Origin of the sequence: Variovorax boronicumulans, assembly GCF_029892485.1 — a bacterium.
GTDB lineage: Bacteria > Pseudomonadota > Gammaproteobacteria > Burkholderiales > Burkholderiaceae_C > Variovorax > Variovorax boronicumulans_B.
This window is the reverse complement of sequence record NZ_JARXVG010000005.1, coordinates 141751-167271: the sequence shown is the minus strand read 5'-3', so window position 1 is coordinate 167271 and position 25521 is coordinate 141751. Positions and strand designations below refer to the sequence as shown.

At 66.5% G+C, this 25521-nt stretch carries 24 protein-coding genes; 3 read left to right on the top strand and 21 right to left on the bottom strand.

Features of this window, described 5'->3' with window-relative positions; genetic code table 11:
* Window positions 1–88: 88 nt before the first annotated feature.
* Both M2282_RS13715 and M2282_RS13710 read right to left on the bottom strand, forming a co-directional pair.
* Window positions 89–1543, bottom strand: a complete 1455-nt coding sequence (locus M2282_RS13715; RefSeq protein WP_280809328.1) for an aspartate ammonia-lyase — start codon at window positions 1541–1543, stop codon at window positions 89–91.
* A 174-nt stretch (window positions 1544–1717) separates the two neighbouring features.
* Entirely contained in the window at window positions 1718–2710 is a 993-nt protein-coding gene (locus tag M2282_RS13710; RefSeq protein WP_280809327.1) for a LysR substrate-binding domain-containing protein, read from the bottom strand.
* Window positions 2711–2769: 59 nt separating this feature from the next.
* Between M2282_RS13710 and M2282_RS13705 the strand changes: the two genes are divergently transcribed.
* Window positions 2770–4212, top strand: coding sequence for an amidase (locus M2282_RS13705; RefSeq protein WP_280809326.1), 1443 nt, complete (start codon window positions 2770–2772; stop codon window positions 4210–4212).
* Between the two features lie 109 nt (window positions 4213–4321).
* Here the strand turns inward: M2282_RS13705 and M2282_RS13700 are convergent, their stop codons facing one another.
* Both M2282_RS13700 and M2282_RS13695 read right to left on the bottom strand, forming a co-directional pair.
* On the bottom strand, window positions 4322–5260 hold the full coding sequence (locus tag M2282_RS13700; RefSeq protein ID WP_280809325.1) for a 2-hydroxyacid dehydrogenase: 939 nt from the start codon (window positions 5258–5260) through the stop codon (window positions 4322–4324).
* Window positions 5261–5303: 43 nt separating this feature from the next.
* The gene (locus M2282_RS13695; RefSeq protein ID WP_280809324.1) at window positions 5304–7136 is read right to left on the bottom strand and encodes an ABCB family ABC transporter ATP-binding protein/permease; all 1833 of its coding nucleotides are present in this window, start codon (window positions 7134–7136) and stop codon (window positions 5304–5306) included.
* A gap of 41 nt (window positions 7137–7177) precedes the next feature.
* Between M2282_RS13695 and M2282_RS13690 the strand changes: the two genes are divergently transcribed.
* Window positions 7178–7603: an acyl-CoA thioesterase gene (locus M2282_RS13690; RefSeq protein ID WP_007834091.1), complete on the top strand. Its 426-nt coding sequence runs from the start codon at window positions 7178–7180 to the stop codon at window positions 7601–7603.
* A gap of 15 nt (window positions 7604–7618) precedes the next feature.
* Here the strand turns inward: M2282_RS13690 and M2282_RS13685 are convergent, their stop codons facing one another.
* From M2282_RS13685 to M2282_RS13625, 13 genes are all read right to left on the bottom strand, one after another.
* Window positions 7619–8776 (bottom strand): ABC transporter substrate-binding protein, encoded by a 1158-nt coding sequence (locus tag M2282_RS13685; protein ID WP_348541735.1) that lies wholly within the window; start codon window positions 8774–8776, stop codon window positions 7619–7621.
* Window positions 8777–8922: 146 nt separating this feature from the next.
* On the bottom strand, window positions 8923–9687 hold the full coding sequence (locus M2282_RS13680) for an enoyl-CoA hydratase (RefSeq protein ID WP_280809322.1): 765 nt from the start codon (window positions 9685–9687) through the stop codon (window positions 8923–8925).
* A gap of 39 nt (window positions 9688–9726) precedes the next feature.
* The gene (locus tag M2282_RS13675) at window positions 9727–10320 is read right to left on the bottom strand and encodes a 2-hydroxychromene-2-carboxylate isomerase (protein ID WP_280809321.1); all 594 of its coding nucleotides are present in this window, start codon (window positions 10318–10320) and stop codon (window positions 9727–9729) included.
* A 316-nt stretch (window positions 10321–10636) separates the two neighbouring features.
* Window positions 10637–11386 (bottom strand): SDR family oxidoreductase, encoded by a 750-nt coding sequence (locus M2282_RS13670; RefSeq protein WP_280809320.1) that lies wholly within the window; start codon window positions 11384–11386, stop codon window positions 10637–10639.
* Between the two features lie 2 nt (window positions 11387–11388).
* A complete protein-coding gene (locus M2282_RS13665; RefSeq protein ID WP_280809319.1) occupies window positions 11389–12228 on the bottom strand; it encodes an acyl-CoA thioesterase in 840 nt (279 codons plus the stop codon).
* A gap of 31 nt (window positions 12229–12259) precedes the next feature.
* Window positions 12260–13159, bottom strand: coding sequence for an alpha/beta hydrolase family protein (locus M2282_RS13660; protein WP_280809318.1), 900 nt, complete (start codon window positions 13157–13159; stop codon window positions 12260–12262).
* Between the two features lie 54 nt (window positions 13160–13213).
* The gene (locus M2282_RS13655; RefSeq protein ID WP_280809317.1) at window positions 13214–14410 is read right to left on the bottom strand and encodes an acetyl-CoA C-acyltransferase; all 1197 of its coding nucleotides are present in this window, start codon (window positions 14408–14410) and stop codon (window positions 13214–13216) included.
* A complete protein-coding gene (locus M2282_RS13650) occupies window positions 14407–14823 on the bottom strand; it encodes an endonuclease domain-containing protein (protein ID WP_280809316.1) in 417 nt (138 codons plus the stop codon). The genes M2282_RS13655 and M2282_RS13650 overlap by 4 nt, the downstream gene beginning before the upstream one ends.
* Window positions 14824–14883: 60 nt before the next feature.
* Window positions 14884–17283 (bottom strand): 3-hydroxyacyl-CoA dehydrogenase/enoyl-CoA hydratase family protein, encoded by a 2400-nt coding sequence (locus tag M2282_RS13645; RefSeq protein WP_280809315.1) that lies wholly within the window; start codon window positions 17281–17283, stop codon window positions 14884–14886.
* Between the two features lie 39 nt (window positions 17284–17322).
* On the bottom strand, window positions 17323–17757 hold the full coding sequence (locus M2282_RS13640) for a DUF2147 domain-containing protein (RefSeq protein ID WP_280809314.1): 435 nt from the start codon (window positions 17755–17757) through the stop codon (window positions 17323–17325).
* Window positions 17758–17797: 40 nt separating this feature from the next.
* Window positions 17798–19594, bottom strand: a complete 1797-nt coding sequence (locus M2282_RS13635; RefSeq protein ID WP_280809313.1) for an acyl-CoA dehydrogenase C-terminal domain-containing protein — start codon at window positions 19592–19594, stop codon at window positions 17798–17800.
* Window positions 19595–19663: 69 nt separating this feature from the next.
* Window positions 19664–20359 (bottom strand): TetR/AcrR family transcriptional regulator, encoded by a 696-nt coding sequence (locus tag M2282_RS13630; RefSeq protein WP_280809312.1) that lies wholly within the window; start codon window positions 20357–20359, stop codon window positions 19664–19666.
* Between the two features lie 128 nt (window positions 20360–20487).
* Window positions 20488–21246 (bottom strand): SDR family oxidoreductase, encoded by a 759-nt coding sequence (locus M2282_RS13625; protein WP_280809311.1) that lies wholly within the window; start codon window positions 21244–21246, stop codon window positions 20488–20490.
* A gap of 110 nt (window positions 21247–21356) precedes the next feature.
* On the opposite strand from M2282_RS13625, the gene M2282_RS13620 reads away from it, so the two are divergent.
* Window positions 21357–22244 (top strand): LysR family transcriptional regulator, encoded by an 888-nt coding sequence (locus M2282_RS13620; RefSeq protein WP_280809310.1) that lies wholly within the window; start codon window positions 21357–21359, stop codon window positions 22242–22244.
* 6 nt (window positions 22245–22250) lie between these two features.
* On the opposite strand, the gene M2282_RS13615 is transcribed toward M2282_RS13620, so the two are convergent.
* Genes M2282_RS13615 through M2282_RS13600 form a run of 4 tightly spaced genes read right to left on the bottom strand, consistent with a single transcriptional unit; the run spans window position 22251 to window position 25484 of the window.
* Window positions 22251–23084: a helix-turn-helix domain-containing protein gene (locus tag M2282_RS13615; RefSeq protein ID WP_280809309.1), complete on the bottom strand. Its 834-nt coding sequence runs from the start codon at window positions 23082–23084 to the stop codon at window positions 22251–22253.
* A 21-nt stretch (window positions 23085–23105) separates the two neighbouring features.
* Window positions 23106–23954 (bottom strand): fumarylacetoacetate hydrolase family protein, encoded by an 849-nt coding sequence (locus tag M2282_RS13610; protein ID WP_280809308.1) that lies wholly within the window; start codon window positions 23952–23954, stop codon window positions 23106–23108.
* A 25-nt stretch (window positions 23955–23979) separates the two neighbouring features.
* Window positions 23980–24753 carry an SDR family NAD(P)-dependent oxidoreductase gene (locus M2282_RS13605; RefSeq protein ID WP_280809307.1) on the bottom strand — a complete coding sequence of 258 codons (774 nt, stop codon included), beginning with the start codon at window positions 24751–24753 and terminating at the stop codon, window positions 23980–23982.
* Complete coding sequence (locus tag M2282_RS13600; RefSeq protein ID WP_280809306.1) at window positions 24750–25484, bottom strand: SDR family oxidoreductase; 735 nt, start codon at window positions 25482–25484, stop codon at window positions 24750–24752. Before M2282_RS13600 ends, M2282_RS13605 begins: the two co-directional genes overlap by 4 nt.
* Window positions 25485–25521 lie beyond the last annotated feature (37 nt).

Here is a 25521-nt window from a genome sequence, read left to right as displayed (position 1 = left end):
GGGGGCATCCCGCCGTGCCTTGCACCGGCCGTGCGCATTGCGGCGCCAGCCTGGTGCGATCCTGCCTCCTGGCATTGTCCGACTTTCACTAAGCAGCCTTTGTGCCCGAAGGCTCGGCAGCCGGAGGAACCGGGGCAGCGGACAGGCGCACCGGCTGGGTGAGGTTCTCGGGAATGAGCAGCGCCTCCATTTCGGCGCGCGTCATGATCCCCAGCGACTCGGCCACCAGGTCGATCGGCCCGCCGGTGGCGAGCGCCGTCTTGGCGATGAGCGCGGCCTTCTCGTAGCCGATGAGCGGGTTGAGCGCGGTGACCAGCGTGACCGACTCGCGCACACGCTTGGCCAGGAATTCGCGGTTGGCCTCGATGCCGTCCACGCAATTGAGCTGCAGCGTGTTGCAGGCGTTGCCCAGGTGCTTGATGCTCTTGAAGAGGCTCCAGCCCATGATCGGCTCGAAGGCGTTGAGCTGGAGCTGGCCCGCTTCGGACGCCATGGTCACGGTGATGTCGTTGCCGATGACCTCGAAGGCCACCTGGTTCATGACTTCCGGGATCACCGGATTGACCTTGCCCGGCATGATCGAGGAGCCCGCCTGCCGCGCGGGCAGCCGGATTTCGCCGAAGCCGGCCTGCGGGCCACTGGAGAGCAGGCGCAGGTCGTTGCAGGTCTTGCTGAGCTTGGTCGCCACGCGCTTGAGCACGCCCGACAGCTGCACGAAGGCACCCGTGTCCTGCGTGGCCTCGATGAGGTTGGCGGCCTGCTTGAGCGGCACGCCGGTCTGCTCGGCCAGGTACTGGCAGGCGAGGTTGGCATAGCCGTGCGGCGCGTTGATGCCGGTGCCGATGGCGGTGGCGCCGAGGTTGATTTCCTCGATCAGCGCGCGGGCCTCGCCCAGGCGGGCCTCGTCCTCGCCGATCATGATCGCGTAGGTCAGGAACTCCTGGCCCAGCGTCATCGGCACCGCGTCCTGCAGTTGGGTGCGGCCGATCTTGAGAATGTCCTTGAACTCGAGCGCCTTCGCCTCGAAGCTGCGGCGCAACGCGGCCATGGCTTCGAGCAGCTTGCCGATGGCAAACCACAGCGCCAGGCGCACTGCCGTGGGGTACACGTCGTTGGTGCTCTGCGAGGCGTTGACGTGGTCGTTGGGATGCAGCACGTCGTAGCGCGCCTTCTCATGGCCGAGCTTTTCGAGCGCGAGGTTGCAGATCACCTCGTTCGCGTTCATGTTGGTCGAGGTGCCGGCGCCGCCCTGGATCACATCGACCACGAACTCGTCGAGCAGCTTGCCTTCGATGATGTCCTCGCACGCCAGGATGATTGCGGCGGCGCGGTCGCGGTCGATGGCGCCCAGGTCGGCATTGGCGCGGGTGGCGGCCTTCTTCACGTAGGCCAGCGCGCGGACCAGGTCGGGCATGGCCGAAATGCGGGTGCCGGAGATCGCGAAGTTCTCGACGGCACGCGCCGTGTGCACGCCCCAGTAGGCGGCGGCGGGAATCTGCTTCTCGCCGAGGAAGTCGTGTTCAGTCCGGAAATTGGAGCTCATACGGGGTTCCTCGGCTTAAAAAAAAGCACGCGAGTGGGGCGTGCCGTAAAGGGATGCTGTGACAGCAGTGAAAAACTGCCGCGACTGTAGTACCGCCGTGCTCAGGGCGCCAATGCTGAATGCGGGGGGGCTTATGCGCGGCATTTATAGATTGTGCGGCGCACAAATCCGGAGTCAACGGGCCGCAGGCTGGGTGCCGACGAGGTAAGACCACAGCGCGTCGGCCGTGCGCTTGGGCTGTGTGCCCTCGGAAACGGCCGCGACCTTGGCGGACCGCCCGGTGCCGGTCTTCACCGGTGCCGGCGCGCTCGGCCGCTCGCGGTAGGCGCGGATTTCCATCGTCGCCTCCAGGCTGTCGATCTCCGGCGGCAGCGCGCTCACCAGCTTGCGGGCCTTGATCTCCTTGCGCACCGCGCTCTGCGGCAGGAAGGCGATGCCGTGGCCTTCGAGCGCCATGACCTTCAGGCCTTCGGCCATGTCGGTCTCGTAGACGCGATCCAGGTGAATGGCCGTGCCCGACTCCTTGAGCAACTGGTCGACCACGCGGCCCAGGTAGGCACCGGGCGCATAACCCAGGTAGGGCAACGGCTGGCCCGGGCGGCCCGGCAGCCGGTAGCGCGGCGCGCCGTCGGCATCGGCCTTGACCCAGGGGGCCACGGTTTCCTCGCCCAGGCTGACCATCTCGTACTTGTTGTTGTCCAGCTGCAGCGGCTGCGAGGGATGGTGGTAGGCGATCAGCAGGTCGCAACTGCCTTCGACCAGCCGCAGCACCGCGTCGTGCACATTGAGCGCGATGAGCCGGCTCTTGATCGGCCCGAAGTGCTCGCGCAGGCTGGTGACCCACGAGGGGAAGAAGGTGAAGGCCAGCGTGTGCGGCACGGCGATCTCGATCACGTCCTGCCCGGCGGCCGAGTGGCCGCGCAGCATCGCCCGGGTGCTCTGCAGCGACTGCAGCATCTCGATGGCCTGGCTGTAGAGCGTCTGGCCCGCGGGCGTAAGGCGCGTCGGGTACGAGCTGCGATCGACGAGGTCGGTGCCGGCCCAGCCTTCGAGCGCCTGGATGCGGCGGGAGAACGCGGGTTGCGTCACATGCCTCAACTGGGCCGAGCGGCTGAAGCTGCGGGTTTCCGCCAAACTGATGAAGTCTTCTAGCCACTTGGTTTCCATACGCGGCGATTATGCGAGCGCCGCGCCATACTGGGCGCCCCTCCTTTTCCCGCATCGCCATGTCTTCAGACGACCTGCTCGACCTCAGCGCCACCGCACTTTCGCGCCGCATCGCGGCCCGCGACGTTTCTTGCCGTGAACTGATGCAAGCCTCGCTGGCCCGCATCGACGCCCTGAACCCGCGCTTCAATGCCATCGTCTCGCTGCGCGAACCCGAGCAACTGCTGGCAGAAGCCGGCGAGCGCGACGCCGAGCTGGCACGCGGCGAGCGGCGCGGCTGGATGCACGGCTTTCCGCTTGCGGTGAAGGACCTGAGCCACGCCGCCGGGCTGCCGACCTCGATGGGCTCGCCCCTGTCGCCACGCTCGCCTTCGCGCATCGACAGCCTTCACGTCGCACGAGCGCGCGCGGCTGGTGCGCTCGTCATCGGCAAGACCAACACGCCCGAGTTCGGCCTCGGCTCGCACACGTACAACACCGTGTTCGGCATCACCCGCAACGCCTATGCGCCGGAGCGCAGCGCGGGCGGCAGCAGCGGCGGCGCGGCCGTGGCGCTGGCCCTGGGCATGCTGCCGGTGGCCGACGGCAGCGACATGATGGGATCGCTGCGCAACCCGGCTGCCTTCAACAACGTGATCGGCATGCGGCCCTCGCGCGGGCGCGTGCCCGGCGACCCGGAGCAGGAGCTGTTCTTCCAGCAACTGAGCACCGAAGGCCCGATGGCGCGCACGGTGGAAGACGCGGCGCGGTTGCTCGCGGTGCAGTCCGGTTTCGACGGGCGCGTGCCGCTGTCGTCGCCGCACGCCATGCCCTCGGCCGACGACATCGCGCTCGATGGCGACGGCAAGGGCCTTCGCATCGGCTGGCTCGGCAGCGTGTGGCCCGACCTGCCGCTCGCGGCCGGCATCCGCGAACTCGGCGAGAAGGCGCTCGACACCTTCCGCAGCATCGGCTGCGACGTCGAGCCCTGCACGCTCGACGTGCCGCGCGAGCACAACTGGAGCGCGTGGCTGCGGCTGCGGCAACTGCTGGTCGGCGGCAAGCTTGGCGCGTACCTAATCGATCCCAAGCTGTTCGCGCAGCTCAAGCCCGAGGCGCAGTGGGAAATCGAGCAGAGCCGGCACCTGGATGCGGCGTCGCTGTACCAGGCATCGCTCTATCGCTCGAACGTGTACCGCGCGTTCCTCAAGCTCTTCGAGCGCTTCGATTTCGTCGTGGCGCCGACCGCGCAGGTCTTTCCGTTCGATGCCGAACTGCACTGGCCCGATTCGGTGGCCGGCGTGAAGAGCGACACGTACCACCGCTGGATGGAGATCGTCACGCCGTTCACGCTGGCGGGGCTGCCGACGCTGAATGTGCGCGCCGGCTTCGGCGAAGGCGGTTTGCCGATGGGGCTGCAGCTGGCCGGGCCGATTCACTCGGACTTGGACGTGCTGCGGCTCGGGCATGCGTATGACCAAGCCTGTGGATGGGGCGCCCACCGCCCGCCTGCCTTGGCTTGACTCCCTCCCCCGCTGGGGGAGGGCGGGGGTTGGGGCAAGCGGCGCATCCATCGGGCGCTCTGCCTGCCCCCATCCCAACCTTCCCCCAAAGGGGGAAGGGGCAAGACCTTCAGATCGGCGTGAGGACGCCGCTCCCCGCGAAGTGCCCTTGGGCATTCGCAAGGAAATGGTCCACCGACTTCTGCGTCGCCTCGGGCGACCAGCCGGCCATGTGCGGGGTGAGCAGGACGTTGTCGAGGCCCACGAGCGGCTCGGGCCGCTTGGGTTCGCTCTCGTACACGTCGATGCCGGCGCCTGCGATACGGTGCTCGCGCAATGCGGCGCCCAGCGCCTCGGTATCGACCACGCTGCCGCGGCCGATGTTCACGAGGTAGCCCTGCGGCCCCAGCGCATCGAGCACTTCGGCGTTGACCAGGTGCTTGGTAGCGGGCCCGCCCGGCGCGGCAAGGATCAGGAAATCCGCCCAGCTCGCGAGCGACTTCAGGTCGTCGAAGTAGCGGTGCGTCGCGCCTTCGCGCGGCTTCCGGTTGTGATAGCCGATCTCCATGTCGAACGCGGCCGCCCGCTTGGCGACCTTCTGGCCGATGGTGCCGAGCCCCAGGATGCCGAGCTTCTTGCCCGACACGTTCGGCGGCTGCGGAATCACTTCGCGCCACACGCCTTCGCGGCACAGCCGGTCGAGCTTGCGGAACTCGCGCACGATGCCGATGAGCAGGCCGAAGGCATGGTCGGCCACGCAATCGTCGTTGGTGCCGGCGCCATTGGCGGTCACGATGCCGCGGGCGCGCGTCACTTCGAGCGGCACGCCTTCATAGCCCGCGCCCAGGCAGCAGATCAGCTCGACGGCCGGCATGGCCGCGATTTCCTCGGGGGTGATGCCGATCACGCCGATGGTCAGCACCGCGCGGAACGTCTTGCCGCGCTCGGCCACCGCGGCAGCCCGCGTGGCGGCATCGAAGGCGTAGGTCACGTCGTAGACCTCGGCAATCTGGGCCTGGTGGGCGCTCGAGAGGCTGTTGAGCACCAGCAGGGGAATCTTGGTCGACACGTCTGAACTCCTGGATCGATGGGGAAAGGGTTGAATGATCGCGCTAGAGCAAAGGCGCTGCTTCGCTCTTCTGCAAAGCCCACATCTGGGCGTAGCGGCCCTGCTTGGCGAGCAGCTCGGCATGCGTGCCGCGCTCGACGATCACGCCCGCTTCCAGCACCAGGATCTCGTGCGCATCGACCACGGTCGACAGGCGGTGCGCGATGACCAGAGTGGTCTTGTCCTGCGCGGCGCTCTTGAGCTCCGACTGGATGGCGCGCTCGTTGGCCGAATCGAGCGCCGAGGTGGCCTCGTCGAAGATCACGATCGGCGGGTTCTTCAGCAGCGTGCGCGCGATGGCCACGCGCTGCTTTTCGCCGCCCGAGAGCTTCAGGCCGCGCTCGCCCACAGTCGTCTCGTAGCCCTTGGGCGTGGCCGAGATGAAGTCGTGGATGCGCGCGGCGCGTGCGGCGCCTTCGACCTCTTCGCGCGTCGCGCCGGGGCGGCCATACGCGATGTTGTATTCGACCGTGTCGTTGAACAGCACCGTGTCCTGCGGCACGATGCCGATCGCACGGCGCACGCTGGACTGCTGCACGGCACGGATGTCTTCGCCACCGATGGTGATGCGCCCCTGCTGCACGTCGTAGAAGCGGTAGAGCAGCCGCGCAAGCGTGGATTTTCCAGAGCCCGAGGGGCCGACCACGGCCACCGTCTTGCCGGCCGGGATCTCGAAGCTCACATGCTTGAGGATCGGCCGATCGGGCTCATAGGCGAAGCTCACGTCCTCGAAGCGGATGGTGGAGTCGACGCCCGCGAGCGGCTGCGCCGTGGGCGCATCGCGCACCTCGCGCTCCTTCTCCATCAGCACGAACATCTTGTCCAGGTCGGTCAGGCTCTGCTTGATCTCGCGGTAGATCACGCCCAGGAAGTTGAGCGGAATGTAGAGCTGGATCATGAAGGCGTTGACCATCACCAGGTCGCCCAGCGTCATGCGCCCTTCGACCACGCCCGAGGTGGCGCGCCACAGCATCAGCACCAGGCTCACGGCAATCAGCAGCTGCTGCCCAGTGTTGAGCATGCTCAGCGTGCGCTGGCTCTTGATGGCGGCCTTGCGGTAGCGGTCCAGGCTCGCGTCGTAGCGCCTGGCCTCGAACTCCTCGTTGTTGAAGTACTTGACCGTTTCGTAGTTCAGCAGCGAATCGACCGCGCGGCTCTGGGCCATCGAGTCGAGCTCGTTCATGGTCTTGCGGAACTGGGTGCGCCACTCCGTCACCGTGACCGTGAAGGTGATGTAGAGCACCAGCGCCGCACCGGTGATCCACACGAACAGCGAATCGAACTTCACGCCCAGGATCGTGAGCACCAGCGCCAGCTCGATGATGGTCGGCACGATGCTGTAGAGCGACATCGAGATCAGCGAATGCACCCCGCGCGTGCCGCGCTCGATGTCGCGCGTCATGCCGCCGGTCTGGCGCTCCAGGTGGAAGCGCAGGCTCAGCGAATGCAGGTGGCCGAACACCTCCAGCGCGATCTGCCGGGCGGTGCCCTCGGTGGCCTTGGCGAAGATCAGCTCGCGCAGCTCGCCGAAGAGCGCGGTCGAGAAGCGCAGCAGCCCGTAGGCCAGCAGCAGCCCGATGGGCACGATGAGCAATGCCTGCGCCATGTCCGGCTTGGGCGTCATCGTGTCGATCAGGTTCTTCAGCAGCACCGGCACGCCCACGTTGGCCACCTTGGCGCCCACCATGAACGCGAGCGCGGCCATCACCCGCCACTTGTACTGCCAGAGGTAGGGAAAGAGGCGGCGAAGCGTCGCCCAGTCGGAACGGTCGCTTTTCTCGGGCGGGTGGCCGGAGACGGTGTGGGGGGTGGGAAGGGCTTCGCCGCTGCGGCGCATGAGGGACAATCGTGGTTGTTGTTTGTTGCCAGATTGTGCCCATGTCAGATACTTCCAGTGCTGCTGCCGCAGCAACCCTCAAAAGCCTGCCCACCGACATGGAGCTGGTGCTCAAGGTCATTCCGATGCCGGCCGATTGCAATGCCAACGGCGACATCTTCGGCGGCTGGGTCATGGCCCAGTGCGACCTGGCCGGCTCGGTGATTCCGGCGCGCTACGCCAAGGGCCGGCAGGCCACGGTGGCGGTCAACGAGTTCATCTTCAAGCAGCCGGTGCGGCTGGGCGACATTCTCTCGTTCTATTCGAAGCTGGTGCGCATCGGGCGTACGTCGGTGACGGTGACGGTCGAGGTGTTCGCCGAGCGCTTCCGGGCGCAGGGCGAATACATCAAGGTGACGCAGGCCACGTTCACCTACGTGGCGATCGACGACAACGGCCGGCCGCGCGTGATCGAACAACAGCCCTGAACGCAGACCCCGGGTCTAGACACCCGGGTCGCGCACGCGCTCGAAACGCTCGAACTCGCGGTTGACCCAGCGCCCGTCGCGCCGCTCGGTGCGGCGGATGTAGACGGTCTGCACGATGTCGCGGGTGTGGGCGTCGATCTCGATGGGGCCGCGCGGGCTTTCGAGCTTCAGGCCGCGGAAGGCGTCGACCAGACGTTCCCCGCTCGCATTGCCGCGCACGCCGGGCGAGCTCATCGCGGCATCGATGGCCGCGAGCGCATCGTGCGCCGCCACCGCGAAATAGCCGGGCCGCAGGTGGCCGCCGTATTCCGTCTCGAAGACGCCCGTGAAGCGGCGGTTGGCCGGCGACTCGTGGGCGAACGAGTAGTGGTGGCTGGTCACCAGCCCGTCGGCCAGCTCGCCGATGCCTTCGAGGTAGTGGTCGTCGGTGGCGTCCCCGGTCGCCAGCAGGCGGATGCCGGTGTCGGCCATGCCGCGGTCGCGCCAGAACTTCAGGAACGTCGCCGGCATCTGCCCCGAGGGCAGGAAGAAGAAGACCGCCTGCGGCTTGAGTTCGCGCAGCCGCAGCATGTAGGCCGAGTAGTCGAGCGTGTTGAGTGGCACCCGCAGCATCGCGCCGACCTGCCCGCCGCCGGCGGTGATGCCCGCGACAAAAGCGCTTTCGGCATCGACGCCCGAGGCGTAGTCGGCCACCACGGTGCAGACATCGCGCAGGCCCTGCTGCAGCGCCCAGCGCGCGAGCGGCAGCGTGACCTGCGCGATGGTGAACGACACCCGCACCGCGTAGGGACAGCGCGCCGTGATCCCCGAAGACGCCGCGTTCATTACCACCAGCGGCAGTTTTGCCTGCGCGGCGATGGTGCCCACGGCGTAGGCGTTGGAGCTGAAGTCCAGGCCCGCCAGCAGGTCGACACGCTCGTTCTCCACGAGGTCCTGTGCCTGGCGGCGCGCCTGCTCGGGCGCACTGCCCGGCACGTCACGGCGCAGCAGTTCCACCGGCCGCCCCGCGATCTGCTGGTTGTGCGCGGCCAGCCAGACCGACATGCCCGCATCGAACTGGCGCCCGCCGCCCGCATAGGGGCCGGACCAGGAACCGATGACGCCGATGCGCAGCGGACGAACCCGGGCAAGGACCACCGAAGGCGCCGCCAAGGCGCTCGCAAGCAGGCCCAAAGTACGCCTGCGCGCGGGGTCGATTGCTACTTTTTCAGTAGCATCGATCGCCCGCTGGACGGGCGTTTCGGGCGGTCTTGTCTCGAAAACTTGCACGGCAGACAGTGTAAGGGGCCACTGTCTGCCGGCCAACGCGGGAGGAACCCTCAGACCTTCGAGAAATCGGGCTTCCGCTTCTCCATGAAGGCGCCGAAAGCCTCCTTGGCAGCCGGCTCGCGCAGCATGCGGCCGAAGCTCGCGCCCTCTTCGCCCATGCGCTCGAGCACGGCCGGCAGTTGTCCCTTCTTCAGCAACCGCTTGGTCTCGACCAGCGCGCTCAGCGGCTTGGCCGCGAGCTTGCGGGCCTGCATTTGCGCGATGCCGTTGGCTTCCGTCGGCGGCACGACGCGGTTGACCAAGCCCACTTCGAGCGCGGCCTCGGCCATGAAGGGTTCGCCCAGCAGCAGCGCCTCGGCCGCGCGGTGGTAGCCGAGCATCTGCGGCACCAGCAGGCTCGATGCCGCCTCGGGACACAGGCCCAGGTTCACGAATGGCATCGAGAAGGCCGCGTTGTCGCCCGCATAGACGAGGTCGCAATGGAACAGCATCGTGGTGCCGATGCCCACGGCCGGGCCGCAGACCGACGCGACGATGGGCTTCGGAAAGGTCGCGATGCCGCGGAGGAACCGGAACACCGGCGATTCCTGCGTGGCGGGCGGCGCGTTGAGGAAATCGCCGATGTCGTTGCCGGCGCTGAAGATCGTCGGGTTGCCCTGGATCAGCACGCAGCGCACGGCCGCTTCGGTCTCGGCCGTGGCCAGCGCATCGGCCAGCTCGGCGTACATGCTGCTGGTGATCGAGTTCTTCTTGTCGACGCGGTTGAAGGTGATGGTCATCACACCGGCTTCGGTGTGGACGAGGATGTCGCTCATGGGAATGGTCCTTGGATAAAACGGTTGTTGGCGACGCGCTCAGGCGTCGAGGGCTTCGCGCACGAAATCGAGGCGGTCCTGCCCCCAGAACATCTGGTCGCCGACGAACATGGTGGGAGCGCCGAACACGCCGCGCTCCACCGCTTCCTGCGTGACGGCCTTGAGCCGGTCTTTCACTTCCTGCGCGCCGGCCAGCGCGAGCAATGCGGTGGCGTCGAAGCCCGCATTTTGAAGCACCGCACCGACGGTGGCGGGATCGCCGAGGTTCTGCGGCTCGACCCACATCGCGTGGTAGACCGCGTCGACGTACGCACCGAAGCGCGCCGGCTCCTTCATCTGGATGCCGGTGGCGCCGCGCATCAGCAGCAGCGTGTTGATCGGGAAGTGCGGGTTGTGTACGAACGGCACGCCATAGCGCCGGGCGAAGCGCTTGAGGTCGATGTTCATGTACGGGCCCTTGGGCTTGATCTCGGCCGGCGAATGATTGCCAGTGGCCTGGAACACGCCGCCTAGCAGCATGGGCTTCCACACCAGCTCGGCGCCGGTGTCTGCGCAGACGTGCGGCAGTTGGGTCGCGGCAAGATAGGCGGCGGGGCTGCCGAAGTCGAAATAGAACTCGACGGATTTGGTCATGGTGTCTCCTTGTCAGGTGTTTTTGTTCAGGGCGTGTGCGCAGGCCACCGGGTACTCCCCTCCGCGAATGTCCCCCGGGCTTCGCCCTCCTCCTTTATTTCGCTGCGGGGAGCACCCGATGGCCTGTGCACTGGGGCACGCTCGTCGTGTATCGCTGATCAACGACCGCTCTGAAAAACGGTCACGTCGATGGGGTGCCTTGCGCAGCGAAATCAAGGAGGAGCCCGAAGGGCGGGGGACATTCGCGGAGCAAGGTACCCCGTCGACGTGATCGCGCCCTGAATACCCCGCAGCCCGACAAGCAGAAAGCGTCATCTCAGAATTTCTCGGACCAGGGCCGCAGATCGAGTTCGTGCGTCCACGCATCGCGCGGCTGCGAATGCAGCATCCAGTAGCTGTCGGCGATGTGGTCCGGGTTCAGGATGCCGTCGCTCTCCTTGAGCGCATAGCGTTCGGGGAAGTTGCTGCGGATGAACTCGGTGTCGATGGCGCCATCGACCACCACGTGCGCGACGTGAATGCCCTGCGGCCCCAGCTCGCGCGCCATCGATTGGGCCAACGCGCGCAAGGCCATCTTCGCGCCCGAGAACGCGCCGAAGTTCGCGGCGCCGCGCAGCGATGCGGTGGCACCGGTGAAGATGATCGTGCCGCGATGCCCGCCCTTCGGCACCTCGCGCGCCACCATGCGCTTGGCCACTTCGCGCCCATTGAGAAAGCCCGAGAAGCAGGCCATCTCCCACACCTTGAAGTACTTGCGCGCGGTTTCGGTGAGGATGCTCTCGGGCACGTTGGCGCCGATGTTGAACACCATCACCTCGATGGGGCCGACCGTCGATTCGATCTGCTCGATGAGCGCGACCACTTCTTCTTCCTTGCGTGCATCGCAGGCGAAGGCATGGGCGCGGCCGCCATCGGCCTCGATCTGCGCGACCAGCGGTTGCAGCTTGTCGAGGCTGCGTCGCGTGACGCAGGCGGCATAGCCCTCGCGCGCGAAACGGCGAGCGATGGCGCCGCCGGTGGCATCGCCGGCACCGACGATGAGCGCGGATTTCTGAAGAGCGGCCATGGCTATTCCTTGTAATAGACGATCTGGTTGGAAGTCGCGAGCAGCACGCCCTTCTCGCTCCACAGATGCGCCGTCTGATCGAAGAATCCGTTGAAGAACTGCTGTCCCGCCGCGCGGCCCAGCAGGTAGCCCGTGCCCACCTCGGCCAGTTGCTCCGCCCCGGCATGGAAGTAGGTGGTGATCGACACCGTGCCCGCCGGCACGTGCTTCGCGCGGCGCAGCCAGACGCGGGGATAGAACATGTCGCTCATCGCGGCGAGCGAAGGAAAGTCGAGCGGCCGCGGCTGCGCGTCACGCAGCCAGATGCGGGTTTCGCTGTGCTGCAGATTGCCGTCCCACTTCGGGGGAATGCCGCCGCTGAACGGGCGCATCTCGTACTGGTTGATCCAGGCCACGCCCGAGGGGCCGATGCTCATGCGCTCCACTGTCTCGGGCCGGGGCGCCTCCTCGGGCATCGGCATGTCGCTCTCGCCCCAGGTGTCGCGGCGCGCGGCTGTCACGACGGTGGCGGTGGTGGTCATGTTTGGCGCGCCGCTGGCGCCGGCCTGCGTGATCTGCACGGTCCAGTGCTGCGTCGAGCGGTTCGTGCGCACGGCCGTGGCCTGGATGTCGAACGCGCCCGCTTCGAGCGCGGCCGCGTAGTTGACGGTCAGCGCGATCGGCGTGCCGAGCAGGTCGGGATGCAGCAGCACCGACTGCAGCACAAGCGCCGCGGTGGTGCCGCCGAACGGGCCGACCATGTTCCAGTAGTCGGGGCTGGTGCTGCCCGTGAAGTGGCCCACGCGGATGTCGCTGTGGTGCAGGGCCAGGGCTTTGTCGAAGGGGTGTTGCGTGCTGCTCATGGTGCTTGCAGTGTGCCTCCGGTGGATGGCGTCACGCAGTCGTGTGCGGGACGTTGGCGTGCTGCACCGCGGTAAGCGCCGCGAGCCGATGCAGCTTGTCGACCATGCTCGGCCAGAGGCTCTGGCTGAACTGTTCGCGAAAGAAGCCGAAGTGGCCGATGCGCCGCGCCTGCACGTCGGCCGGTGCGATGCGCTCGACCGCGCTAGGCGCGCCCGCGTAGAAGCTCACGAGGCTTTCGGTGCCCGCGAGCGTCATGAGTTCGTCGTCGGTGATCGACAGCGCCAGCACCGGGAAGCGCACGCGTCCGTAGCTTTGCAGCGCCGATTCGCCCTCGGCGCCGACGCTGTAGCGTGGGTGCAGGCACCAGCGCCGCCATTGCAGGATCACCCCGCGCGGCAGGTCGCCCACCTTCTTCAGCTTGCGGCCCGGGAAGTAGCCGCACAGCCGCGTGACCAGCGGCACGAGCACAAACCAGAAATAGAGGATGCTGCGGCGCAGCTTCGGTGCGTTCTCGCGCCAGTAGCCGCTGCCGGCCGCGATGCTGACAAGGCCCGCGACCTGCTCAGGTCGCTGCAGGAAGCCCGGCAGTTGCGCGCCGAGGCTGTGGCCCAGCAGGTAGAGCGGTTCATCGGGCAGCGCGGCCTTGGCGGTGTCGATCACCGCTTCGTAGTCGCGCGCCCAGTCGAACAGGTCGGCTTTGAAGCCGCGCAGCGGCGCATTGCCGCGCGAGTCGCCCGAGCCACGGTAGTCAAAGGTCCAGACGCGCAGGCCCTGGCCGGCGAGCCACTGCGCGAACGGTTCGTAGAACGACTGGCGCACGCCCATGGCGCCGCCGATCACGATGCTGGCGCGCGGTGCGCCAGCGGGCTCGTAGCGGCGAACCGCCAGTTGCTGTGCGCCGCCGTCGACCGGGAGCTGCTGCGTCTGCATGAAGTTGTCTCCTTCGTGTGCTGACACTCGTTGCGGTGCCTTGCGCGTTGTCGATCAGACGCGTTCAAAAATTCCTGCGGCGCCTTGTCCCATGCCCACGCACATCGTGACCATGCCGTACTTCAGGTTCTCGCGGCGCAGCGCGTGCACCACGGTGGCCGCGCGGATCGCGCCCGTCGCGCCCAGCGGATGGCCCAATGCAATCGCGCCGCCCATCGGGTTGACCTTCGACGGATCGAGGCCCAGGGTATTGATCACCGCGAGCGATTGCGCCGCGAAGGCTTCGTTGAGTTCGAACCAGTCGATGTCTTCGTGCTTCAGGCCCGCATAGCGCAGCGCGGCCGGAATCGCCTCGATCGGGCCGATGCCCATGATGTGCGGCGGCACGCCCTTGCTCGCGAAGCTCACGAAGCGCGCGAGCGGCGTGAGGCCGTATTGCTTGACCGCCTTCTCGCTCGCGAGGATCAGCGCGCCCGCGCCGTCCGAAGTCTGCGAGCTGTTGCCGGCCGTCACGGTGCCGCGCGCGGCGAACACCGTGCGCAGCTTGGCGAGACCTTCGATGCTCGTGTCGGGGCGTGCGCCTTCGTCGAGATTGACGGTACGGGTCTTCGCGATCGACTCGCCGGTCTCGAGATCAGGCGATCGATCCGTCACTTCGATGGGCGTGATCTCATCCGCGAACTTGCCGGCCTTCTGCGCGGCCAATGCCTTCTGATGCGAGGCGAGCGCGAACTCGTCCTGCGCCTCGCGGCTCACCTTCCACTGCTGCGCGACCTTCTCGGCCGTGAGGCCCATGCCGTAGGCGATGCCGACATCTCCTTCGCGCTCAAAGATCGAGGGCGACAGCGATGGCGAGTTGCCCATCATCGGCACCATGCTCATGCTCTCGACGCCGGCCGCGATCATCACGTCGGCTTCGCCGACACGAATGCGGTCCGCGGCCATCTGCACGGCCGACAGGCCCGAGGCGCAGAAGCGGTTGACGGTGATGCCGCCGATGCTGGTCGGAAGCCCCGCCAGCACCGCGCCGATGCGCGCGACGTTCAGGCCTTGCTGCGATTCGGGAATCGCGCAGCCGCAGATGATGTCTTCGATGACCTTGGGATCGAGGCCGGGCACGGCGGCGAGCGCCGCCTTCAGCGTGGTCGCGAGCAGGTCATCGGGACGGTAGTTGCGGAAGTAGCCGCGGTGGGACTTGCCGATGGGGGTGCGGGTGGCGGAGACGATGTAGGCGTCTTGGATTTGTTTCATGGATAGCTCCTGGATTTGGCTCCTTCCCCCTCTGGGGGAAGGTTGGGATGGGGGCAAGCGGCCTTCAACTCGTCCAATCGGTTGATGACGGCCTGGAGCACCCCTTCAAAATTGACAAATGGATCGTTCGATGCGAAACGCAGCACGTCGAATCCCTGTGCACGCAGAAAGGCGTCGCGTCGCGCGTCGTAGCCTTCTTGCGCCTGGTGTTGCGATCCGTCGAGTTCGACGATCAGCTTGGGGTCGAGGCATGCGAAGTCGGCGATGTAGTTTCCGATGGGATGCTGGCGACGAAACTTCACACCCAGTTGCTCGCTTCGAATCCCGCTCCAAAGCCTGCGCTCGGAGTCGGTCATCTCGTGTCGCAGAGCACGGGCGTTCTGCTGTGCCTTGGGAGTGGATTGGTTTTGCATAGGCTGCTTGCCCCCATCCCGGCCTTCCCCCAGAGGGGGAAGGAGGAAGAGGCAACCTCGTCAGTTGCGCACCGGCTTCCCCGTACTCAACATCCCCATGATCCGCTCCTGCGTCTTGGGATGCACGATCAGCGAGCAGAACGCCTTGCGTTCCAGCGTCATCAGGTATTCCTCGGTCACGAGCGATCCCGCGTCCACGTCGCCGCCGGTGACCACGTTCGCGATCAGGCTGGCGATGTGGAAGTCGTGCGCGCTGATGAAGCCGCCGTCGCGCATGTTCACCAGCTGCCCCTTGATCGTCGCGGCGCCGCTGCGGCCTGCCACGCGGAAGGTGCGGCGCAGCGGTGCGCGGTAGCCGACGTCGGCCATCGCCTTGGCCTGCTGCAGCGCGACGTAGAGCAGTTCGTCCTTGTTCGGCACGATCACGTCGCTGTCGAGCAGGTAGCCCAGCTTCTTCGAATCGAGCGCGCCCGTGCCGACCTTGGCCATTGCCGCGGCAGTGAAGCCTTCGGTGAGGAAAGGCAGCAGGTCGGTGCCCGTCGAGGCCGACGCGTTCTCGGCCGCACGGCGTGCGATGTAGGTCAGGCCGCCCGCTCCGGGAATCAGGCCCACGCCCACTTCGACCAGGCCGATGTAGCTTTCCATTGCAGCCACGCGCTTGGCCGAGTACACAGCCAGTTCGCAACCGCCGCCCAGTGCCATGCCACGCACGGCCGAGACGACCGGCACGCTCGCGTAACGGATCTTGAGCATCACGTTCTGCAGCTCTTCTTCCGCGCCTTCGACCGCACCGATGCCGGCGACCACGAAGGCCGGCAGCATCGCCTGCAGGTCGGCGCCAACCGAGAACATCTCGTCGGGCGACCAGATCACCAAGCCCTTGTATTCAGCCTCGGCCAGGTCGACCGCGGCGCCCAGCGCTTCGGCCACGTCGGGGCTGATGGCGTGCATCTTCGAATGGATGCTCGCGATGAGCACTTCGCCGTCGAGCGTCCACACGCGCACATCGCCTTCGTCGCTGATCGTCGTGCCGGCGGTGTTGGCATCGGGTGCGTTCGCGCCGAGCACGCTCTCGGGGAACAGCTGGCGGTCGTGCACCGGGAGCTTGCGTTGCGGAACGAACTGGCCTTGCGATGCGCTCCACGAACCTTCGGGCGTGTGCACGCCGCCGGCCTTGGCCACGGCGCCTTCGAACACCCATCGGGGCAGCGGCACGGTGCTCAGCGCCTTGCCGGCATCGATGTCTTCCTGGATCCACTTGGCCACCTGCGCCCAGCCCGCTTCCTGCCAGAGTTCGAACGGGCCCTGCTTCATGCCGAAGCCCCAGCGCATCGCGAAGTCGATGTCGCGCGCGCTCTCGGCAATGTCGGCCAGGTGCACGGCCGCGTAATGGAAGCCGTCGCGCAGGATCGCCCAGAGGAACTGGCCCTGCGGTCCTTCGCTCTCACGCAGCAGCTTCAGGCGTTCACCTGCGGGCTTCTTCAGCATGCGGCCGTACACCTCGTCGGCCTTCGCGCCGGCGGGCACGTACTCGCCGCTCTTCAGGTCGAAACGCAGGATGTCGCGGCCGACCTTCTTGAAGAAACCGGCCTTGGTCTTCTGGCCCAGATTGCCCAGCTCCAGCAGCTTGGCGAGCACCGGCGGCGTCGAGAAGTTGGCGTAGAACGGATCGCTCTCGGCGTTCAGGTTGTCCTGCAGCGTCTTCACGACGTGGGCCATCGTGTCCAGGCCCACCACGTCGGCGGTGCGGAAGGTGCCCGAGCTCGCGCGGCCCAGCTTCTTGCCGGTGAGGTCGTCCACCACGTCGGGCGTGAGGCCGAACTTCTCGACTTCCTTCAGCGTCGCCAGCATGCCGGCGATGCCGACGCGGTTGGCGATGAAGTTGGGCGTGTCGTGCGCGCGCACGACACCCTTGCCGAGCGTGCTGGTGACGAAGGCCTCGAGGTCGTCGAGCACCTGCGGCTGCGTGGTGGGCGTGTTGATCAGCTCCACCAGGAACATGTAGCGTGGCGGGTTGAAGAAGTGAATGCCGCAGAAGCGCGGCTTCAGTGCTTCAGGCAACGCCTCGCTCAGCTTGGTGATCGACAGGCCCGAGGTGTTCGAGGCCAGGATCGAATGCTTGGCCACGTGCGGCGCGATCTTCCTGTAGAGATCGAGCTTCCAGTCCATGCGCTCGGCAATCGCTTCGATGATGAGGTCGCACTCGCCGAGCTTGGCCAGGTCGTCGTCGTAGTTGGCCTGCTCGATCAGGCCCGCATCGGCCACGTCGCCGAGCGGCGCGGGCTTGAGCTTCTTGAGGTTGTCGATGGCGCGCGTGACGATGCCGTTCTTCGGGCCTTCCTTAGCGGCCAGATCGAACAGCACGACGGGCACGCGCACATTGACGAGGTGGGCGGCAATCTGCGCGCCCATCACGCCGGCGCCGAGCACGGCGACCTTCTTCACTTGAAATCGGGACATGTTGCTTGGTATTTCTTCGGTTGAAAACGCGCGGCAGGTTTACTGCGCGCGGGTCCAGGTTTGGGTGCGCCAGAACGGGCCCAAGTAGCCGCGCACTTCGAGCTTCTTGCCGCCATCGATCGGCGTGAAGCTCGCGCGGTATTCCTTGCCATTCTCGGGGTCGAGGATCTTGCCGCCTTCCCAGAGGTCCTTGCCCTCGGCCTTCTTGCCGCCGCGGATGATCTCCAGGCCCGTGATCGGCTTGCCCTTGCGGTCGTCGCTGCATTCGTCGCAGGTCGCATCGGGCTTGGTGTCTTTCTTCAAAGACTTTTCGATACGTCCCCGGAGCGCGCCGTCGGACTCGACTATGCGGATCTCGGCCTTGACCTCGCCGGTCTTGTCGTCGGCGTTGCGCCAAAGACCCACCGGGGTGCTTTGGGCCATGGCCGTGACGGCAGTGGCGGCAAGGACGATGGCTGCAAGTGTCGATTTCATGAGCGGCTCCCGGTTTGGACGATGAGAAAAGGCAGTGACCTCAGGCCAGCGCTGCGTCGGTGTCCATCAGCACCTTGCTGCCGGCGCGCGCGGTACGCATCAGCGTCGCGGTCTCGGGGAAGAGCTTGGCGAAGTAGAAGCGCGCGGTCTGCAGCTTGGCGACGTAGAACGGGTCGGTGTTGCCGGCGGCGATTTCGCGCAGCGCCACTTGCGCCATGCGGGCGAACAGGTAGCCGAACACGAAGTGGCCGGCCACGCGCAGGTAGTCCACCGCGGCGGCGCCCACTTCGTCGGGGTTCTGAAAGCCCTTGAAGCCGATCTCGGTCGTGAACTTGGTCAGCTGGTCGCCCAGCACCGCGATCGGGTTGATGAACTCGGCCATCTTCTCGTTCACGCCTTCTTCTTCCACCAGCTTCGCAACCAGCTTGCCGAACTTCTTGAGCGATGCGCCGTTGTTGCCCAGCACCTTGCGGCCCAGCAAGTCCAGCGACTGGATCGTGTTGGTGCCTTCGTAGATCATGTTGATGCGGTTGTCGCGCACGAACTGCTCCATGCCCCATTCCTTGATGAAGCCATGGCCGCCGAAGACCTGCATGCACGAGTTGGTCGCGATGTGGCCGTTGTCGGTGATGAACGCCTTGACGATGGGCGTGAGCAGCGCGACCAGTTCGCCCGAGTCCTTGCGCACCTTCTCGTCAGGGTGGTTGTGTTCCTTGTCGAGCAGCAGCGTGCAGAAGATCTGCAACGCGCGGCCGCCTTCGGCATACGCCTTGGCCGTGAGCAGCATCTTGCGCACGTCGGGGTGCACGATGATGGGGTCGGCGTCCTTGTCCTTGGCCTTCACGCCCGAGAGCGAGCGCATCTGCGTGCGGTCCTTGGCGTAGGCCAGCGCATTCTGGTAGGCCACTTCGGTCAGGCCCAGCGACTGGTTGCCCACGCCCAAGCGCGCGGCATTCATCATCACGAACATCGCGGCCAGGCCCTTGTTGGGCTCGCCGACCAGCGTGCCGGTGGCGCCTTCGATCACGATCTGAGCGGTGGCGTTGCCGTGGATGCCCATCTTGTGCTCCAGGCCGGCGCAGAAGATCGGGTTGCGCTCGCCGAGCGAGCCGTCGGCCTTCACCTTGAACTTCGGCACCACGAACAGGCTGATGCCCTTGCTGCCCTTGGGCGCGTCCGGCAGGCGGGCCAGCACCAGGTGAATGATGTTGTCCGTCATGTCGTGCTCGCCGGCCGAGATGAAGATCTTGCTGCCGGTAATGCGGTACGTGCCGTCGGCTTGCGGTTCGGCCTTGGTGCGCAGGAGGCCCAAGTCGGTGCCGCAGTGCGGTTCGGTCAGGCACATGGTGCCGGTCCATTCGCCGCTCGTGAGCTTGGGCAGGTAGGTCTTCTTCTGTTCTTCCGTGCCGTGCGCCTTGAGCGCTTCGTATGCGCCGTGCGAGAGGCCGGGGTACATGGTCCAGGCCTGGTTGGCGCTGTTGAGCATTTCGTACAGGCACTGGTTCACCACGAACGGCAAGCCCTGGCCGCCGAAGGCCGGGTCGCACGAGAGCGCGGGCCAGCCGCCTTCGACGTACTTGGCGTAGGCGTCCTTAAAGCCCGTGGGCGTCTTGACTTCGTGCGTGGCCTTGTCGAGCACGCAGCCTTCTTCGTCGCCGCCGATGTTCAGCGGAAAAGTCACTTCGGCGGCGAACTTGCCGGCCTCTTCGATCACCGCATTGATGGTGTCGGCATCGGTTTCGGCATGGGCCGGGAGCGCCTTGAGTTCTTCGGTGACGTTGAGCATTTCGTGCAGCACGAACTGCATGTCACGCACGGGTGGGTTGTAGGTAGGCATCCGGGACTCTCCTGGTCGAAGCTAGATAGAAAAAGAAAAAAGGGGGAAAGCGAAAACGGTGCCGCGCGCTCAGCGCACGGGCTTCAGGCGCCGGCCGGCGGGTGCGGGTGCGGCTGCGTCGGGGTCCGCTGGCGCATCGGGCGTCGCGCTGCGTGCAAGGATGTTGTTGAAGCCGACGGTCGCGCGGCCGATGGAGCCGGGCACCTGCAGGAAGCGGGCTTCGTAGTGCAGCGCGAGGATGAGGCCGTGGATCTCAAAAGCGACCTGGCGTTCGTCGGCGTCGGCGCGCAGGTGCCCTTCGGTCTGCGATTGCACGATGGCGCGCAGCACCGCCGCCTGCCAGATGCTGACCGACTCGACCAGCGCATCGCGCACCGGGCCCGGACGGTCGTCGAATTCGCTAGCGCCGCTGATATAGATGCAGCCCGAGTCGATTTCGGTCGAGGTGCGCTTCATCCAGTTGGCGAACATGGCGCGAAGGCGCGGGAGGCCGCGCGGCGCCGAGAGCGCAGGGAAAAACACTTCCTGCTCGAAACGTGCGTGATACTCGCGAACCACCGAGATCTGCAGTTCCTCGCGCGAACCGAAGTGGGCGAAGACGCCCGACTTGCTCATCTTGGTGATCTCGGCCACGGCGCCGATCGACAGGCCTTCGAGCCCGATCTGCGCAGCCAACGCCAGCGCGGCATCGACGATCACGGCCTTGGTCTGCTGGCCTTTCTGGGCGGCGCGGGCCGGCTTGGCGGGAACGGCATTGACAGACATCGTGAAGCTCCGAATAAAACGAACGGTCGTTCTATTTTGCGGGAGCTTTGCACTTTTGATCGCCTATGACCTTCTATTCCAGAAGGTTAATTGATCCGGAGCGGGGCCGCCACGGGCCCCACCCCCGATCAGAAGTCTTGCGACACCGGCCGCACGACCACTTCGTTGATGTCCACGTTCGCCGGTTGCTCCACCGCGTAGACGACGGCGCGCGCCACCGCATCGGCGGGAATCTGGTTGGCGTCATAGAACGCCTTCAGACCCGCTGCGGCATCGGCATCGGTGCTGCCGAACTTCAGTTCCGACTCGACCGCGCCAGGCGACACGACCGTCACGCGCACGCCGCTGTTGCCCACCTCGACGCGCAAGCCCTCGGAGATGGCGCGCACCGCATGCTTGGTGGCGCTGTACACCGTGCCGATGGGCGTGAACACCTTGATGCCGGCGATCGACGCGACGTTCAGGATGTGCCCGCTGCCCTGCGCCTGCATGCGCGGCAGCACCGCGGCGATGCCGTAGAGCACGCCCTTGATGTTGACGTCGATGGTGCGGTCCCACTCGTCGACCTTGAGCTTCTCGAGCGGCGACAGCGGCATCACGCCCGCGTTGTTGACCAGCACGTCGATGCGTCCGAAGGCTTCGACCGTCGCGGCGGCGAGCTTTTCCAGATCGGCACGCTTTGACACGTCGGTGGCCACGGCGATGGCTTCGCCGCCGGCCTCGCGGATCTCGGCGACCACCTTGTCGAGCCGGTCGGTGCGGCGTGCCGCGAGCACCACCTTGGCGCCGCGTGCGGCCAGATGGCGCGCCATGGATTCGCCGATGCCGCTGCTCGCGCCGGTGACGATGGCGACCTTGCCCTTGATGTTGTCTTGAACGGATGTCATGGAGAAATTCCTTTAGCGTGTGTTGAAGAAGTGAATGCAGTGTGGAAAATCCACGCGTTCCAGTAAATGAAACTCTGGCGACTTCAGAATTCCTCAACAAGGAACACTTCATGTCCAACCGCCTCGAAGCCCTGCGCGTCTTCTTTACCGCCGCCGATGCCGTCAATTTCCGCGAGGCGGCCGTGCGCCTCTCTGTGTCGCCGCAGGTCGTGACGCGCGCGGTGCGCGAACTCGAAGAAGAACTGGGCGAGCCGCTGTTTCACCGCAGCACACGCGGCGTGCAGCTCACCGAGTTCGGTCGGCAACTCGCACAGCGCGCGCGTGTCGCGGTGGGTGGCGTCGACGCGCTGTTCCACCGCACCGACCGGCGCGCACTGTCCCAGCATGCGGGCACGGTGCGCGTCACCGCTCCCAACGTGTTCGGCCGCCGGCTGATCCCGCAGGTGCTGGCGCCGATGCTGGTCGAACATCCCGGCCTCGTGCTTGACCTGCGGCTGTCGGAGAGCCACGCCGACGTGGTTGACGAGCAGATCGACATCGGGGTGCGCGCGGGCCCCATACGCGATGCGCGCTTCGTCGCGCGCACCGTCGGCAAGATGCGCCTCTACGTCGTGGCGACGCCGGCGTTGATCGAGCGCACCGGCATGCCGAAGAGCCTCGATGCGCTGCCCGGCTTTCCGCTTACCGCGCTGATGGATCGCAGCTCGGGCCGCCCCTGGTCGTGGTTCTTCAGCAAGGGGCGACAGATGCCGATCACTGCACCAGCCTTCGTCACCGACGACGTCGATGCCGAATGCGCCGCGGTGCGCGCGGGCCTGGGCTTCGGCCAGCTCGTGGGTCCGCTGGCCGAGCCGCTGCTGCAATCTGGCGAACTGGTGGCGGTGCTCGAGGCCGAGGCGCCCGAGCCCTGGCCGATCCATGTCTACCGCTCGCAGCGCGCGCCGGTGCCGGCGCGGGTGCGGCTGGTGTACGACGCGCTGGTGGGCGCGCTGAAATGAAAGCTGCTAGGCGCTGCGCTCCGCGCGCTGCCAGGCGCCGGGTGTGAAGCCGAACTGGCGCGTGAAGATGCGCGTCATGTGGCTTTGGTCGGAGAAGCCGCTCGCGGCCGCGGCCTCTGCGAGGTCGGCGCCGTGGCGGATCAGGTGGCGCGCGCGTTCGGTGCGCTGCAGCACGAGCCAGGCATGCGGCGGCACGCCGTAGGTCTTCTCGAAACGGCGCAGCACCTGGTAGGTGCTCAGGCCGGTCATCGCCGCGAGTTCGGCAAGCGTGGGTGGCGCGAGCAGTTCATCGGCGAGGCGGTCGCGCACCTGCTTCATGTCGGCAGCAGCTTCGCGCGAAGGTGTGGCGGTGGAGTGGCTGTCGCGCAGCAGGCCACAGACTTCGGCCAGCGATTCTTCGCACGCGAGCAGTTCGATGCGGCGCGCATCCGGTGACGCGGTGCGCCAATCGTCGAGACGGGTGAACAGGCGGCACAGCATGTCGCCGAGCCTTGCATCCTGGATGACGGGGCGCGTCAGCGCCACATCGGCGGCGACATCGCCATTCATGGCGGCCATCACATCGGCATCGAAATACACCATGCGCCAACGACGCGACGGCCCGCCGAGCGGCATGCCGTCGTGCACTTCACCGGGGTTGGTGGCGATCAGGTCGCCGGCATACGCATCGACCTTGCCGCGCCCGCTGGCCGAGCGCTGCGCGCCCTGCTCGAGGAGGCCGAGTCCATAGGTGGAATGCCAGTGCCGGCCGTAGTGGCGGGCACTCTCGATCGCGGTGCCGTGCACGCCCTCCCAGGGCGTGCCGAACACCTGCGATCGATGGTCCGGCGGCGCTTTCATCCGCCGGATGATCGCAGAGGATCAGAGCTTGAAGGGGACGACTTCCTGACGCTGCTCGCCGAGACCTTCGATACCGAGCGTCATGACATCGCCCTTCTTGAGGTACAGCGGCGGCTTCATGCCCATGCCGACGCCCGGGGGCGTGCCGGTGGTGATCACGTCGCCGGGCATCAGCGTCATGAACTGGCTCACGTAGCTCACGATCTTGGCCACGGTGAAGATCATGGTCTTGGTGCTGCCGGTCTGCACGCGCTGGCCGTTCAGGTCCAGCCACATCGAGAGCTTCTGCGGGTTCTCGATTTCATCGCGCGTCACCAGCCAGGGGCCGAGCGGGCCGAAGGTGTCGCAACCCTTGCCCTTGTCCCAGGTGCCGCCGCGCTCGATCTGGTACTCGCGTTCGCTCACGTCGTTGATGGTGCAGTAGCCGGCCACGTAGTCGAGCGCGCTCTTCTGCGAAACGTAGCGCGCCTTGGTGCCGATGACCACGCCGAGTTCGACCTCCCAGTCGGTCTTGACCGAACCCTTGGGCAGCATCACCGGGTCGTTGGGGCCCTGGACGCAGCTGTTGGCCTTCATGAAGACCACGGGCTCCTTGGGCACCGGCAGGCCCGATTCGGCCGCATGGTCCGCGTAGTTCAGGCCGATGGCGATGAACTTGCCGACGTTGGCCACCGGGCTGCCGAAACGCGGCTTGCCCTTGACCAGCGGCAGCTTGTCGAGCTTCAACTTGCGCAGCTTGGCAATGGCGGCATCGCCGAGCTGGTCGGGACCGATGTCCTTGACGACGGCGCTCAGGTCGCGCAGCTTGCCGTCTGCGTCGATGAGGCCGGGCTTTTCCTTGCCGGGGTTGCCATAACGGACGAGTTTCATGCTTTCCTTTCAGTGCATTGAATGATCAATAGGTGGAGCGGCCGCCGGAGAGGTCGAAGACCGCGCCGGTGGAGAACGAACAATCTTCGGTGCAGAGCCAGCCGACCATGGCGGCCACCTCTTCCACCGTGCCGAATCGGCCCATGGGTATTTTCGACAACATGAACGCGATGTGCTCGGGCGTCATCTGATCGAAGATCGCGGTCTTCACCGCGGCGGGCGTCACGCAGTTCACGCGGATGCCGGTGTCGGCCAGTTCCTTGCCCAGCGACTTGGTGATGCCGATGACCGCCGCCTTGCTCGCGCTGTAGGCGCTGGCGTTGGGGTTGCCTTCCTTGCCTGCGACCGAGGCGATGTTGACGATGCGGCCATAACCGCGGGTATCGCGGTTATTCGGATTCTCTTGTTTGCGCATCTGCCCGACCACTTCGCGGCAGCACAGGAACACACCATTGATGTTGACCTCCATCACCTGGCGCCACTCGTCCACCGGGTAGTCCCACAGCTTGACGTTGGGGCCGGTGATGCCGGCGCTGTTGACCAACGCATCGATGCGCGGCGCATGCGCCAGCGTGGCGGCCACGGCCTTGGCGACGGAGGGCTGCTGCGACACGTCGACCTTCAGCGCAAAGGCCCTGTCGCCGAGCGCCTCTGCGGCCTGGTTCGCCGCGGCCTCGTCGCGGTCCCACAGCGTGACGCTGCCGCCCGACGCAATCAGCCGCTGCGCGATGCCGAAGCCCAGGCCCGTCGCGCCGCCGGTGATGACCGCATGCCGGCCGGCGAAGTCGAGCTGGTTCATATCGTGATGCCGCCGTCCACCGTGAAGAACTGGCCGGTGGCGAAAATCGATTCATCGCTCGCGAGGAACACCACGACCGGTGCGATTTCTTCCGCCTTCGCGAGCCGGCCCATCGGCTGGCGCGCGATGAAGGCCTTGCGGGCTTCCTCGGGATCGGCGTTGGCGTTGATGCGGTCGCCCAGCGATGGCGTATCGACCGTGCCCGGGCACACCGCATTGCAGCGGATGCCCTTGGTCACGTAGTCGGCCGCCACGCTCTTGGTGAGGCCGAGCACCGCCGCCTTGGTGGTGCCGTAGACGAAACGGTTGGGCAGGCCCTTCATGCTGGAGCACACGCTCGCCATGTTGATGATGCTGCCGCGGCCCGCCTTCAGCATGGCGGGCAGCGCGGCCTGGATGGTCCACATCTGCGCGCGCACATTGAGCCGGAAGGCGAAGTCCAGGTCGTCGTCGCCCGCCTGCTCGATGGCGCCGTTGTGCACCACGCCCGCGCAGTTGAAGAGCACGTCGAGCGCGGGCAGCTTCGCGAACAGCGCGCCGATGGCGGCCTTGTCGAGCACGTCGAGCTTCACGGCGGTGACGTTCGCAACGCCCGCATAGCGCTCCAGCAGCTTCTCGTTGACGTCGGTGGCCCAGACTTGGGCGCCCTCGGCGGCCAGCGCCAGCACGCTGGCGTGGCCGATGCCCTGGCCGGCTGCGGTCACGAGCGCGGTCTTTCCCTTCAATCGCATGGTGTCTGTCTCCAATTCGGGTTTGGCCCGATGGGTG

Coding starts and splice junctions, on each gene's coding strand:
- M2282_RS13715 (WP_280809328.1), bottom strand. CDS start 1,543: ATGAGCTCCAATTTCCGGACTGAACACGACTTCCTCGGCGAGAAGCAG.
- M2282_RS13710 (WP_280809327.1), bottom strand. CDS start 2,710: ATGGAAACCAAGTGGCTAGAAGACTTCATCAGTTTGGCGGAAACCCGC.
- M2282_RS13705 (WP_280809326.1), top strand. CDS start 2,770: ATGTCTTCAGACGACCTGCTCGACCTCAGCGCCACCGCACTTTCGCGC.
- M2282_RS13695 (WP_280809324.1), bottom strand. CDS start 7,136: ATGCGCCGCAGCGGCGAAGCCCTTCCCACCCCCCACACCGTCTCCGGC.
- M2282_RS13690 (WP_007834091.1), top strand. CDS start 7,178: ATGTCAGATACTTCCAGTGCTGCTGCCGCAGCAACCCTCAAAAGCCTG.
- M2282_RS13680 (WP_280809322.1), bottom strand. CDS start 9,687: ATGAGCGACATCCTCGTCCACACCGAAGCCGGTGTGATGACCATCACC.
- M2282_RS13675 (WP_280809321.1), bottom strand. CDS start 10,320: ATGACCAAATCCGTCGAGTTCTATTTCGACTTCGGCAGCCCCGCCGCC.
- M2282_RS13670 (WP_280809320.1), bottom strand. CDS start 11,386: ATGGCCGCTCTTCAGAAATCCGCGCTCATCGTCGGTGCCGGCGATGCC.
- M2282_RS13665 (WP_280809319.1), bottom strand. CDS start 12,228: ATGAGCAGCACGCAACACCCCTTCGACAAAGCCCTGGCCCTGCACCAC.
- M2282_RS13660 (WP_280809318.1), bottom strand. CDS start 13,159: ATGCAGACGCAGCAGCTCCCGGTCGACGGCGGCGCACAGCAACTGGCG.
- M2282_RS13655 (WP_280809317.1), bottom strand. CDS start 14,410: ATGAAACAAATCCAAGACGCCTACATCGTCTCCGCCACCCGCACCCCC.
- M2282_RS13650 (WP_280809316.1), bottom strand. CDS start 14,823: ATGCAAAACCAATCCACTCCCAAGGCACAGCAGAACGCCCGTGCTCTG.
- M2282_RS13645 (WP_280809315.1), bottom strand. CDS start 17,283: ATGTCCCGATTTCAAGTGAAGAAGGTCGCCGTGCTCGGCGCCGGCGTG.
- M2282_RS13640 (WP_280809314.1), bottom strand. CDS start 17,757: ATGAAATCGACACTTGCAGCCATCGTCCTTGCCGCCACTGCCGTCACG.
- M2282_RS13635 (WP_280809313.1), bottom strand. CDS start 19,594: ATGCCTACCTACAACCCACCCGTGCGTGACATGCAGTTCGTGCTGCAC.
- M2282_RS13630 (WP_280809312.1), bottom strand. CDS start 20,359: ATGTCTGTCAATGCCGTTCCCGCCAAGCCGGCCCGCGCCGCCCAGAAA.
- M2282_RS13625 (WP_280809311.1), bottom strand. CDS start 21,246: ATGACATCCGTTCAAGACAACATCAAGGGCAAGGTCGCCATCGTCACC.
- M2282_RS13620 (WP_280809310.1), top strand. CDS start 21,357: ATGTCCAACCGCCTCGAAGCCCTGCGCGTCTTCTTTACCGCCGCCGAT.
- M2282_RS13615 (WP_280809309.1), bottom strand. CDS start 23,084: ATGAAAGCGCCGCCGGACCATCGATCGCAGGTGTTCGGCACGCCCTGG.
- M2282_RS13610 (WP_280809308.1), bottom strand. CDS start 23,954: ATGAAACTCGTCCGTTATGGCAACCCCGGCAAGGAAAAGCCCGGCCTC.
- M2282_RS13605 (WP_280809307.1), bottom strand. CDS start 24,753: ATGAACCAGCTCGACTTCGCCGGCCGGCATGCGGTCATCACCGGCGGC.
- M2282_RS13600 (WP_280809306.1), bottom strand. CDS start 25,484: ATGCGATTGAAGGGAAAGACCGCGCTCGTGACCGCAGCCGGCCAGGGC.